Source organism: Stenotrophomonas sp. STEN021 (assembly GCF_056760175.1).
On the sequence record NZ_JBRREH010000120.1, the window covers coordinates 1 to 11840 of the forward strand.

At 64.3% G+C, this 11840-nt stretch carries 9 protein-coding genes; 2 read left to right on the forward strand and 7 right to left on the reverse strand.

The window, feature by feature from the left end; all coding sequences use genetic code 11:
• Positions 1 to 527: 527 nt before the first annotated feature.
• Positions 528 to 2693 carry a S46 family peptidase gene (locus tag ACVOL0_RS19105; RefSeq protein ID WP_481550425.1) on the reverse strand — a complete coding sequence of 722 codons (2166 nt, stop codon included), beginning with the start codon at positions 2691 to 2693 and terminating at the stop codon, positions 528 to 530.
• A gap of 135 nt (positions 2694 to 2828) precedes the next feature.
• On the opposite strand from ACVOL0_RS19105, the gene tdh reads away from it, so the two are divergent.
• The gene (gene tdh / locus ACVOL0_RS19110) at positions 2829 to 3863 is read left to right on the forward strand and encodes an L-threonine 3-dehydrogenase (protein ID WP_313173780.1); all 1035 of its coding nucleotides are present in this window, start codon (positions 2829 to 2831) and stop codon (positions 3861 to 3863) included.
• Between the two features lie 249 nt (positions 3864 to 4112).
• Here tdh and ACVOL0_RS19115 read toward each other — a convergent pair whose 3' ends face one another.
• The 6 genes from ACVOL0_RS19115 to ACVOL0_RS19140 form a co-directional block, all read right to left on the reverse strand.
• Positions 4113 to 4865 (reverse strand): TorF family putative porin, encoded by a 753-nt coding sequence (locus ACVOL0_RS19115; RefSeq protein ID WP_481550426.1) that lies wholly within the window; start codon positions 4863 to 4865, stop codon positions 4113 to 4115.
• Positions 4866 to 4985: 120 nt separating this feature from the next.
• Positions 4986 to 6029: a sulfate/molybdate ABC transporter ATP-binding protein gene (locus tag ACVOL0_RS19120; RefSeq protein WP_481550427.1), complete on the reverse strand. Its 1044-nt coding sequence runs from the start codon at positions 6027 to 6029 to the stop codon at positions 4986 to 4988.
• A gap of 7 nt (positions 6030 to 6036) precedes the next feature.
• A complete protein-coding gene (cysW, locus tag ACVOL0_RS19125; RefSeq protein ID WP_481550428.1) occupies positions 6037 to 6978 on the reverse strand; it encodes a sulfate ABC transporter permease subunit CysW in 942 nt (313 codons plus the stop codon).
• The gene (cysT, locus tag ACVOL0_RS19130; RefSeq protein WP_481550429.1) at positions 6975 to 7832 is read right to left on the reverse strand and encodes a sulfate ABC transporter permease subunit CysT; all 858 of its coding nucleotides are present in this window, start codon (positions 7830 to 7832) and stop codon (positions 6975 to 6977) included. The genes cysW and cysT overlap by 4 nt, the downstream gene beginning before the upstream one ends.
• A 3-nt stretch (positions 7833 to 7835) precedes the next feature.
• Entirely contained in the window at positions 7836 to 8858 is a 1023-nt protein-coding gene (locus ACVOL0_RS19135; protein ID WP_481550430.1) for a sulfate ABC transporter substrate-binding protein, read from the reverse strand.
• A gap of 12 nt (positions 8859 to 8870) precedes the next feature.
• Complete coding sequence (locus tag ACVOL0_RS19140) at positions 8871 to 10298, reverse strand: OprO/OprP family phosphate-selective porin (RefSeq protein WP_481550431.1); 1428 nt, start codon at positions 10296 to 10298, stop codon at positions 8871 to 8873.
• A 164-nt stretch (positions 10299 to 10462) separates the two neighbouring features.
• Between ACVOL0_RS19140 and kbl the strand changes: the two genes are divergently transcribed.
• The gene (gene kbl, locus ACVOL0_RS19145; RefSeq protein WP_481550432.1) at positions 10463 to 11677 is read left to right on the forward strand and encodes a glycine C-acetyltransferase; all 1215 of its coding nucleotides are present in this window, start codon (positions 10463 to 10465) and stop codon (positions 11675 to 11677) included.
• Positions 11678 to 11840 lie beyond the last annotated feature (163 nt).

The following is an 11840-nucleotide window of genomic DNA, read 5'->3' on the forward strand; positions in this document are numbered from 1 at the left end:
CCCCTGCGCGGGCGCCGGGTGTTCGCCCGCCGCCGCCCCCCCCCCCCCCCCCCCCCACTACTGTCGCCAGGCCTCGACTCCATCAGCCAGCCAAACGCTCACCCCTCCCCAACCCTCCCCTTCGCTACGCGAAAGGGAGGGAGCAAAACGTAGTGCCGAGCCATGCTCGGCAGTGGCTTCATCGGTAGAGCCTCAGCCGAGCATGGCCCGGCACTACAGTCGCCAGGCCTCGACTCCATCAGCCAGCCAAACGCTTACCCCTCCCCAACCCTCCCCTTCGCTACGCGAAAGGGAGGGAGCAAAACGTAGTGCCGAGCCATGCTCGGCAGTGGCTTTACCGGTAGAGCCAAATGTAGGAGCTGCGTAAGCCGCGAAGCACCTGATCCATCAGATTGCGCGCATTCCGCTAGTTTCAAAGCTATCGGCTTCGCGGCTTACGCCGCTCCCACAACGCTGTGTGCTGCGCGCAAAACAAAAGCCCGGACGGTTTCCCGTCCGGGCTTCCATTTGAACCACGCGACCCGAACTTACTTCGAGGCGGCGTCCATTTCCTTCAGCAGCTGCGGCGCCGGCGCCACTTCCTGCATGATCCAGCGCATGTAGCGTTCATCGACCGAGATCATGCGGGTCATCACCGGGTCGAACACCCAGTTGCTGGCGACCGATTCCCAGATGCCGTCAAACGCCAGGCCAACCAGGCGGCCGTGCGCGTCCAGTACCGGCGAGCCGGAGTTGCCTCCGGTGATGTCCAGGTCGGACAGGAAGTTCACCGGCACGCTGCCGATACGCTTGTCTTCGAAGCCGCCATAGCGCTTGGCCTTGACCGCATCGATCAGCGCCTGCGGCGAATCGAACGGGTCCTTGCCGGTTTCCTTGGCGACGATGCCTTCCAGGTCGGTGAAGGCCGGCTGCACCTTGCCGTCCAGGCCGGTGTAACCCTTCACATTGCCGAAGGTGATGCGCAGCGACAGGTTGGCGTCCGGGTAGACGAACTCACCCTTGGTCTTCTTGTAATCGGCAATGGCCTGCAGGAACAGCGGTCGTGCCACCAGCTCCTCGCCCATGCGCAGCTTGCGCTGGTGTTCCAGCTCCAGCAGTGCCGGCATCACTGCCACCGCGTACTGGATGGCCGGGTCATTGCTGGCCTCGAACGCAGCCTTGTCGGCACCGAACCACTTCAGGCGCTCGTCCAGGCTGCCCAGCTTGGAGCCGTCCAGGCGTGCAACGGTGGCTTCGACCGCCTTGGCATCAACACCACCGATCCACTTGTCGAACGCCGACAGGTGCTGGCCGGCCGGCAGCTGCACATACTGCTGCAGCCAATACTGCTGGAACTGGCGATCCATGGCCGGCACGTAGCGGCGGTCCATCTGCTTCAGGCCGCCTTCGATGGCCGGCAGATCGCGTTCCTGGTAACCCTCTTCGCGCTGCGCGTCCGGCTTGGCCTTTTCAATGGCCAGGCGGTACAGGCGCACGGCGGTGCCGAGGGTGCCGGTGCGGTTGAGCATGGCCAGGTTCAGGTCACGCGCCTGGTTCATGCGCGACTGCTGGCCCAAGGTCTGCAGCTGGGCGAAGGCGTCCAGCGCCGGCTTGCCGGCAGCGCCCTGGCCGCGCAGCCATTCCAGCACCGCGGTTTCCGCAGCCTGCTTCTGGCCGAGCACGTTGTTGCGCTTGAAGCCGTCCAGCTGGCCGTCGTAGTTCTTGCTGGTGTTGTTCCAGCTGGCCATGTTGGCGGCGTACTTCACCGCGATGTCCGGGTTGTTCTTGCTGGCCGCTTCGACCATCGCGATCTGGTCCTTGTAGGCCTTGGCGATCGACGGGTAGGTCCAGGTAGCGGTGTTCTCGAACTCGCTGACCAGCGCATAGCGGTCGGTGCGGCCCGGGTAACCGGCCACCATCACGAAGTCACCCTCGCCCAGCGGCTGGTTGGCCAGCTTCAGCCAATGCTTGGGCTGGTACGGCACGTTGTCGGCAGCGAATGCGGCCGGCTTGCCGTCCTTGCCGACGTAGGCGCGGTAGAACGAGAAATCGCCGGTGTGGCGCGGCCACATCCAGTTGTCGACGTCGCCGCCGAACTTGCCGACGCTGCCCGGGGGCGCATAGGCCAGGCGCACGTCCTTGATTTCCATGTTCTTGAACAGGCGGTAGGTGTTGCCGCCGGAGAAGCTGTACAGGGTGCAGCTGTAGGCGTCATCGGTTTCACAGGCGGCGATGGCCTGCTTCTCGAAGGCTTCCAGCGCCTGGCTGCGCTTGAGCGGGTCGTTGCCGGCGCCAGCGATGGCGGCCTTGGCCTGCGCGGTGACGTCGGTGATGTCGTCCAGCACGTAGATGCGCGCGTTCGGGCCGGCGCTCAGTTCGTCCTTCAGGGTCGGCGCGTTGAAGCCGTCCTTGATCAGGTTCTTCTCGGCGGTGGAGTTCAGCTGGATCGAGCCGTAGGCGCAATGGTGGTTGGTCACCACCAGGCCCTGCGGCGAGACGAAGCTGGCGGTGCAGCCGCCCAGCGCAACCACCGCGCCCATCGGGTCGCCGGTCAGGTTGGCCAGCTGCTGCGGGTCCAGCTTCAGGCCCGCCTGCTTCAGCGGTCCGGCAATTTCAGGCAACTGCTGCGGCACCCACATGCCTTCGGCGGCGTGCGCGGTCTGCGCCAGGCCCAAGCCAGCAACGATGGAAAACGCAAGGAAATTCACGCGCATTACGCACATCCGAAAGTTTGGAAGGCCCGATTGTAGCCGTTGTAACCGTTCACCTCCCCTGCCATCGGTCAGTACGGGGCGGTTACGGCTGAAAGCTTATAATCGCGGTCTTTCCTCACACTGCGGTTCCCTGCAATGGCACAGACGATGAAGGCGCTGGTGAAGCGCGAAGCGACCAAGGGCATCTGGATGGAAGAGGTGCCGGTGCCTACGCCGGGCCCGAACCAGGTGCTGATCAAGCTGGAAAAGACCGCCATCTGTGGCACCGACCTGCACATCTACCTGTGGGACGAGTGGAGCCAGCGCACCATCAAGCCGGGCCTGACCATCGGCCACGAGTTTGTCGGCCGCATCGCCGAGATCGGCCCGGGCGTGACCGGCTATGAGATCGGCCAGCGCGTCTCGGCCGAAGGCCACATTGTCTGCGGCCATTGCCGCAACTGCCGCGGCGGCCGCCAGCACCTGTGCCCGAACACCGTCGGCATCGGCGTCAACGTCAACGGCGCCTTCGCCGAATACATGGTGATGCCGGCCACCAACCTGTGGCCAATCCCGGACCAGATTCCGTCCGAGCTGGCCGCGTTCTTCGACCCCTATGGCAATGCCGCGCATTGCGCGCTGGAGTTCGACGTGATCGGCGAAGACGTGCTGATCACCGGCGCCGGCCCGATTGGCATCATCGCCGCCGGCATCTGCAAGCACATCGGTGCACGCAACGTGGTGGTCACCGACGTCAATGATTTCCGCCTGAAGCTGGCCGCCGACATGGGCGCCACGCGCGTGGTCAACGTCGCCAACCAGTCGCTGAAGGACGTGATGGCCGAGCTGCACATGGAAGGCTTCGACGTGGGCCTGGAAATGAGTGGCAACCCGCGCGCCTTCAACGACATGCTCGACTGCATGTACCACGGCGGCAAGATCGCCATGCTCGGCATCATGCCCAAGGGCGCTGGTTGCGACTGGGACAAGATCATCTTCAAGGGCCTGACCGTGCAGGGCATCTACGGCCGCAAGATGTATGAGACCTGGTACAAGATGACCCAGTTGGTGCTGAGCGGTTTCCCGCTGGGCAAGGTGATGACCCACCAGCTGCCGGTGGACCGTTTCCAGGAAGGTTTCGACCTGATGGAACAGGGCAAGGCCGGCAAGGTCGTGCTGAGCTGGAACTGATCACCGTCCGGTGACAAACGAATGGCGCCGCAAGGCGCCTTTCGTGTTTCTGCAACCAACAAAATGTTGAATCTTGTGGGATTGGATCTTGTGGGAGCGGCGTGAGCCGCGAAGCTCGGCGCAATGAAACCACACGCATGCTGGCCATCTGAGGGGCCATCAGCTTCGCGGCTTACGCAGCTCCCACAAAACAACCCGGGCAAAGAAAAGGCGCCTTTCGGCGCCTTTTCTTTTTGCATCACATTTGGATCAGGGCACGTCCACCGACACGGTGAACACGACGCCCGGCTTGTAGGTGTCCGATTCGCGACGCAGGTCGGCAGCATCCGAACCAAAGGTGTCGTAGTAACCCAGGGTTGCGGTGGCCGGGCCGAAGGCCTTGGATACCGACACCGAGCCATCGTAGTAGTCCGCGCGGCGCGGCCACTCGTTGGCCTTTTCCTTGATCGTGGTGTAACCGGCCGAAGCGCCGATCGAGAAGCCGCTGTCACCAATGTCGTAGCTGGCCTCCAGCGCGCTGTAGGTCTGCTTGGCACCGGTGTTGCTGTAATCGTTGGCGTAGCCCAGCAGGCCGCTGACGACCACCGGCCCCTTCCAGGTCACCTTTGCCAGATACTCGTTGTAGTCGATGTCGCCGTAACCGCTGGAGGCGCCTTCGTAGGTGTAACGGTTCACACCCAGATCCAGGTTCCAGCTGTCGCTCAGGTCCTTGCTCCAACCGATGTTGTAGTCGACTTCGAAGTTCGGACCGCCGTCACCGAAATCGACATTCGAGCCCCACACGCCCACGTACAGACCGAACGGCGCGGTGTAGTTGGCGCCGGCCTGGAATGCCGGACCGTTGTCGGTCTGCGACACGCCGCGGAACACGTAGTCGGTGGTCACGCCGAAGCTGGCGCTGAACGGAGAGGTGGACTCCTCGCTCTCCTGGGCACTGACGGCAAACGGAACGGACAACAGGGCGGCGCAGGCCACGGCGACAAGACGCTTGTTGTGCATCATGCGGATATCTCCAGGAAGTGGGGGTATCGGGATGGAACGAATCCCGATTCACAAATATTTAACCGCAATTATATTGCGACGCAACATCTATTTCATCCCAACCGCCCAGCCCGGCCCTATTCATCCCGCAGCCGCGGGAAAGACCCCATAGCGACGGGCGCCGAGCCGGATGGACTGGCCGGCCGTATAAGCCGGCGCATCGGCTGGCAACTCCACTTCCAGCTCGGTAGTTGCGCCCGCCAGGCGCGCGCGCAGCCGCTGGCGCGGGCCACTGCGCTGCACCAGCCCGACCGTAGCCTGCCAACGGCCATCGACCTCGACCACCAGATCCTCGGGCCGCACGAATACCTCCAGCGCCTCGCCTTCCGGTAGCAGAGCCGTGCGCGGCCACTGTGCCCCGGCCACTTCCAGCGTCTGCCCCTGCGCACGCGCCGGCAGCCGGTTGGCCTCACCGACGAAGCCATAGACGAACGGCGACGCCGGCTGGTCATAGACCTCGCCCGGCGTACCCACCTGCTCGATGCGCCCACGGTTGAGGATGGCGACACGATCGGCCAGCTCCAGCGCTTCTTCCTGATCGTGGGTGACGAATACCGTGGTCAACCCGGTGCGGTCGTGCAGTTCGCGCAGCCAACGGCGCAGGTCGCGGCGTACCTGCGCATCCAATGCGCCGAAGGGTTCATCCAGCAACAGCACGCGCGGTTCGATCGCCAGCGCGCGCGCCAGCGCCACGCGCTGGCGTTGACCACCGGACAGTTGCGCCGGGTAACGCCCGCCCAGCCCATCGAGTTGGACCAGCGCCAGCAACTCATCGACCTTGGCCTCGATGCGCGCCTTCGGCCAGCGCTCGGCACCGCGCCGCACTTCCAGCCCGAAGGCGATATTGCGGCGCACGTCCAGATGCTTGAACAAGGCGTAGTGCTGGAACACGAAACCGGCGCGGCGTGCCTGCACGCTCAAACCAGTGGCGTCTTCCCCATCGAACAGGATTTCGCCGCGTTCGGGATGTTCCAGGCCGGCCAGTGCGCGCAGCAAGGTGGTCTTGCCCGAGCCCGATGGACCCAGCAGCGCCAGCAACTCACCACTGCGGATATCCAGGCTCACGCCGTCCAGCGCGGGGAACGTGCCGTACTGCTTGCCCAGGTTGTGGATGCGGATGTTCATTGCGACCTCAATGACGATGGGCGGCGGCCAGCGATTGACCGTGGCGCCACTCCAGGAAAGATTTCACCACCAGCGTCAGCAAGGCGGTGGCGGCCAGCAGCGAGGCGCAGGCAAAGGCGGCGCTGTAGGCGTACTCGTTGTAGAGAATTTCAACGTGCAGCGGCAGCGTATTGGTGCGGCCACGGATATGCCCGGACACCACCGACACCGCGCCGAACTCACCCATTGCCCGCGCGCTGCACAACAGCACGCCGTACAGCAGGCCCCAGCGGATGTTCGGCAAGGTCACCTTCCAGAACATCTGCCAGGCATTGGCACCCAAGGTCAGCGCTGCCAGTTCTTCATCACTGCCCTGCTGCTCCATCAGCGGCATCAGCTCGCGGGCGATGAAGGGAAAGGTGACAAATACCGTGGCCAGCACGATGCCGGGGATCGCAAACACGATGCGCGGCAGCTGCAGCAGGGTTTCGCCCAGCACCGGCAGGTGCAGGCGCAAGCCGTCCTCGATCATCGGCCAGAACCAACCATCGCGGCCGAACAGCAGGATGAAAACCAGACCCGCCACCACCGGCGATACCGAGAACGGCAGATCGATCAAGGTCACCAGCCAGCGCTTGCCCGGGAAACTGTGCTTGCTCACCACCCAGGCTGCGGCGACGCCGAACACCAGATTCAAGGGCACGACGATTGCCGTCACCAAGAGCGTCAGGCGTATCGCCGACAAGGCATCCGGATCGCGGATCGCATTCCAGAATGCCAGCACACCACCACGCAATGCCTCGACGAATACCAGCACCAATGGCAGCAACAGGAACGACAACAGGAAACCCAACGCGCCCAGGATCAGCAGCACCTGCACCCAGCGCGGTTCGCTGGTCACCTGCTGCGGCTTGGCCACCCGCTCATCACGCGCGATTGCCACCGGCAAGTCCGACACCCATTCGTTCATCGCATCCCCCTGCGCTGCAGCCGGGCCTGCAAGGTATTTACCAGCAACAGCAACACGAACGACAGCAACAGCATCGCCCCGGCGATGGCGGTGGCACCTGCGTAGTCGAACTCTTCAAGACGGATGGTGATCAGCAGCGGCGCGATCTCGGTGACGTTGGGCATGTTGCCGGCGATGAAGATCACCGAGCCGTACTCACCCACGCCACGCGCAAAGGCCAGCGCAAAGCCGGTCAGCATCGCCGGCCACAGGCTTGGCAACACCACTCGCACGATGGTCTGCAAGCGTGTGGCCCCGAGCGTGGCCGAGGCCTCCTCGAACTCGCGCTCGGCTTCAGCCAATACCGGCTGCACGATGCGCACCACGAAGGGCAGGCCAACGAACACCAGGGCCACCACGATGCCGAGCGGCGTGTAAGCCACCTTGATGCCCAGCGGCTCCAGCCATTGCCCGATCCACCCCTGGCCGCCATACAAGGCAGTCAAGGCGATGCCGGCCACGGCGGTCGGCAGGGCGAACGGAAGATCGATCATTGCATCGAACAGGCGCCGGCCGGGGAAGCTGTAGCGGACGAATACCCATGCCACCAAGGTGCCCATCAGCGTATTGAACGCCGCCGCCGCGAACGCAGTACCAAAGCTCAGCCGCAACGCGGCCAGCACGCGCGGCTCGGTCCATATCTGCCAGATGCCGCCCAGGCCCAGCCCTGCTGCTTTCAGGAACACGCCCAACAATGGGATCAGGACGATCAGCCCCAACCAGAACAAGGTAATGCCCATACCAAGACCAAAGCCGGGGAGTACCCGGCGTTGGCTTCGCACACGCGGCTGCAGTGTTTGTGCGGTTGCTGACACGGTCTACTTGCTCGCCTGGATCTGATCGAAGACGCCGCCATCGGCGAAGTGCTCGGCCTGCGCCCTGCCCCACGAACCAAAGGCGCTGCGGATGGTGACCAGCTGCACCTGCGGGAAGCGCGCCACGTCAGCCGGCGCTGCGTATTGCGGCGAACGCGGGCGGTAGTAGTGGCGTGCGGCGATGCGCTGGCCTTCCGGCGAGTACAGGTATTGCAGATAGGCCTGGGCAACATCGCGGTTGCCATGGCGGTCGACGTTGCGATCCAGCAACGCTACCGACGGTTCGGCCAGGATCGACAGCTTGGGCACCACGATCTCGAACTTGTCCGGGCCCAGTTCTTCCTGGGCAAGGAAGGCTTCGTTTTCCCAGGCCAGCAGGACATCGCCGATGCCGCGCTGGACGAAGGTGGTCGTCGCGCCGCGTGCACCGGTGTCGAGCACCGGTACATTGCGGAACAGCGCGCGCATGTAGTTCAGGATCTTGTCGCGGTCACCCTTGAAGATGTGATCGCCGTAGGCCCAGGCAGCCAGATAGTTCCAACGCGCGCCACCGGAGGTCTTCGGGTTCGGCGTCACCACCGATACGCCGCTGCGCAGCAGGTCCGGCCAATCGCGGATGCCCTTGGGATTGCCCTTGCGTACCAGGAACACAATCGTCGAGGTGTAGGGCGCGCTGTTGTCCGGCAAGCGGCTTTCCCAGTTGGCAGGCAGCAGCTTGGCCTTGTCGGCGATGGCATCCACGTCGTAAGCCAGCGCCAGCGTGACCACGTCGGCTTCAATGCCGTCGATCACCGTGCGCGCCTGCTTGCCGGAACCGCCATGCGAGGTCTCGATGGTGACATTGTCGCCCTTGGTTTCCTTCCAGTGCTTGGCGAAGGCGGCGTTGAAGTCGCGGTACAGCTCGCGGGTGGGGTCATAGGAAACATTGAGCAGTTGCACATCACGCGCAAACGCGGCGCCGGCGCTCAAGGTCAGGGCGAAGGCCAGTGCGGCGGTAGCAAGGCGTGAAACATGGGAATGCGTCATCAGGGCTCTCCGTCAGAAGGAAACTTGCAGGCGCGAGAAAACAGCTTTTTCATCAGGCAACTTCGCGCCAGCGGAAGCCGCGTCAAAACTGCTGTGCAGGTAATTGGTCGCCAGCTTGAGGTTGGCGGTCAGGTACCAGTTGGCGCCCACCGTCCACGAGCGGACCTGCGAGGCCGACACCGTCGGGTCGGCATAGAACGGGAACGCCGCATCATCGATCTGCAGTTCGCCGTAGCGTGCAGTCAGCTCCACCGCGCCATGGCCACCGTTGTTGCCGAACGGGCGCGAAGGCGTGACGCCGCGATAGCTGGCGTCCTCACCGGTCAGCACATAGCTGGCGGTGGCCTGCCATGCACGGTTGTCCAGGCGCTTGCGGATGCCATTGCGCGCGACTTCCTGTTCCGAGGCGATGTACTCGGCCTGCAGGCCCAGTCCATTGCGGTAGAACCAACCCTGCGGCGACCAGCGGCGGTGCTCGCCATCGGCAACCACGGCACTGCGGTAAGCAAAGAACGTGGCCTGGCCAGGCGTGCGGTAACGCGGCAGGAAGTTGTTGCCGCTGCCATGCTTTTCACCGCTGCTTGCACCCAGGCCGAAGCCCAGACCTGCCCATGCGCTGTCACTGCCCTTGAGCGGCTCGAAGAACACGCGCCCTGCATATTCGAAGTCGTCATCCGGATTGCTGGGGACCGCATCGCGACCATCGACAGTGCCGTTGAACACACCCAGCGCATAGCTGAACTTGCCCTTGGCCACTTCGCCCTGCAGCTGCACGCCGAGGTCGCGGTTCGGCGCCAGTTCGCTGGCCAGCGCGCGCTCCACATCGACCAGTGCCGAGGATGACTGCAGCCGTTCCAGACCGACCGGCGAGGTGAACTTGCCGACGCGTACGGTATACGCAGGGTCAAAACGCAGATCGGCATAGGCATCGACAATGCTGGCGCTGTCACCGGCAAACTCCGGGGTGAAGCGGTAGGCGACCAGCTTGCCCAGCGAGCCTTCCAAGGTGGGCCGCACAGTGCGCAGCAGGAAGGTGTCGTTCTGGTTGGCATCGCCGCCCAGGAACACGCGGGCATCGCCTTGCAGCAGGCCGCGTAGCTTCAACTCGTAATTGCCGTCGCCGGATTTGAACGAAGCGCCCTTCTGGTCGATGGCGATCTTCGGTGCGCTCTTGGCGGTGGCAACGCGTTCTTCTTCCGCCAGCTCAAGGCGGCGTTCAAGGATGCGCAGGCGCTGGTCCAGATCAGCCAGGCCAACGCCTTCACCAGCCCCATCGCTGACCCCGGCCAGGCGCTCCAGCCGCTGCAGGCGCTCCTGCAACTGCTCCACGGTGAGTTGCTGCGCCTGCGCCGATGACCCCGCCCCACACGCCGCCAGGGCCAGGCTGAGGGACAACAGCTTCCTGGTCGGCAGGGTGAATGGGGGGCGTGTGAAGGTCATCGGCGTCTCCTGGTGGGTGGGTGTGCCGTCGATGCTGCGGGTGCACACCCGTTACCGAGAAATGACTTAGGCCGCCGCGCTTATAGCCTTTGCGCATGACGCCAGCGCCGAAACACGCAGGAGGCTAAAATTCCCGTTCCTCTCCACCGCAAGACCCTGCTGCCATGACCGAAACCGCGAACATCTCCCCGCTGACCCGGCACTACGCCGAGGAACTGGACGCCATCCGCGCGCAGGGGCTGTTCAAGTCCGAACGCATCATCACCAGCCCGCAGTCGGCCGAGATCACCCTCGACGACGGCCGCACGGTGCTGAACTTCTGCGCCAACAACTACCTGGGCCTGGCCGACCACCCGGAGCTGATCCAGGCCGCCAAGGACGCGCTGGACACGCATGGCTTCGGCATGGCCTCGGTGCGCTTCATCTGCGGCACCCAGGACCTGCACAAGCAGTTGGAGAAGCAGATCGCCGACTTCTTCGGCAAGGACGACACCATCCTGTATGCCGCCTGCTTCGACGCCAATGGCGGCCTGTTCGAGCCGCTGCTGGGCGAGAACGACGCCATCATCTCCGACGCACTCAACCACGCCTCCATCATCGACGGCGTGCGCCTGTGCAAGGCCAAGCGTTTCCGCTATGCCAACTGCGACATGGCCGACCTGGAAGCGCAGCTGCAGGCCGCCGATGCAGCCGGCTGCAAGACCAAGCTGATCACCACCGACGGCGTGTTCTCGATGGACGGCTTCATCGCCCCGCTGGATGAAATCACCGCACTGGCGAAGAAGTACAACGCGCTGGTGCATATCGACGAATGCCATGCCACCGGCTTCCTCGGCGCGACGGGCCGTGGTTCGGCCGAAGTGAAGGGCGTGCTGGACAAGATCGACATCATCACCGGCACCTTGGGCAAGGCCATGGGTGGCGCGCTGGGCGGCTTCACCTGCGCCAGCGCCGAGGTCGTCGAACTGCTGCGCCAGCGTTCGCGTCCCTACCTGTTCTCCAACTCGCTGCCGCCGCATGTGGTGGCTGCCGGCATCAAGGCCTTCGAGATGCTGGCTGCCGCCGATGACCTGCGTGCCACGCTGCGCGAGAACACCGCCTACTTCCGCGAGAAGATGACTGCCGCCGGTTTCGACGTGAAGCCTGGCGTGCACCCGATCAGCCCGGTGATGCTGTACGACGCACCGCTGGCGCAGAAGTTCGCCCAGCGTCTGCTGGAAGAAGGCATCTACGCCATTGGCTTCTTCTTCCCGGTGGTGCCCAAGGGCCAGGCCCGCATCCGCACCCAGATCAGCGCCGCGCACAGCCGCGCCCACCTCGATCGCGCAATCGATGCCTTCACCCGGATTGGCCTGGAACTGGGCGTGATCAAGGGCTGAGTGCTGCCGTTGGTCTGAAAGCAGAACAGGCGCCGAAAGGCGCCTGTTCTGCTTTGTCCTGTAGTGGCCGGGCCAGCGGCGGCACAGGGCGGCCCCGGACCGGGAGTTACGGGCCGAGCGGGGGGGGGCACAGGGGGGGAGGCGGTATTTGTTGGGGGGGCCC

Coding starts and splice junctions, on each gene's coding strand:
- tdh (WP_313173780.1), top strand. CDS start 2,829: ATGGCACAGACGATGAAGGCGCTGGTGAAGCGCGAAGCGACCAAGGGC.
- ACVOL0_RS19120 (WP_481550427.1), bottom strand. CDS start 6,029: ATGAACATCCGCATCCACAACCTGGGCAAGCAGTACGGCACGTTCCCC.
- ACVOL0_RS19105 (WP_481550425.1), bottom strand. CDS start 2,693: ATGCGCGTGAATTTCCTTGCGTTTTCCATCGTTGCTGGCTTGGGCCTG.
- ACVOL0_RS19140 (WP_481550431.1), bottom strand. CDS start 10,298: ATGACCTTCACACGCCCCCCATTCACCCTGCCGACCAGGAAGCTGTTG.
- ACVOL0_RS19135 (WP_481550430.1), bottom strand. CDS start 8,858: ATGACGCATTCCCATGTTTCACGCCTTGCTACCGCCGCACTGGCCTTC.
- kbl (WP_481550432.1), top strand. CDS start 10,463: ATGACCGAAACCGCGAACATCTCCCCGCTGACCCGGCACTACGCCGAG.
- cysW (WP_481550428.1), bottom strand. CDS start 6,978: ATGAACGAATGGGTGTCGGACTTGCCGGTGGCAATCGCGCGTGATGAG.
- ACVOL0_RS19115 (WP_481550426.1), bottom strand. CDS start 4,865: ATGATGCACAACAAGCGTCTTGTCGCCGTGGCCTGCGCCGCCCTGTTG.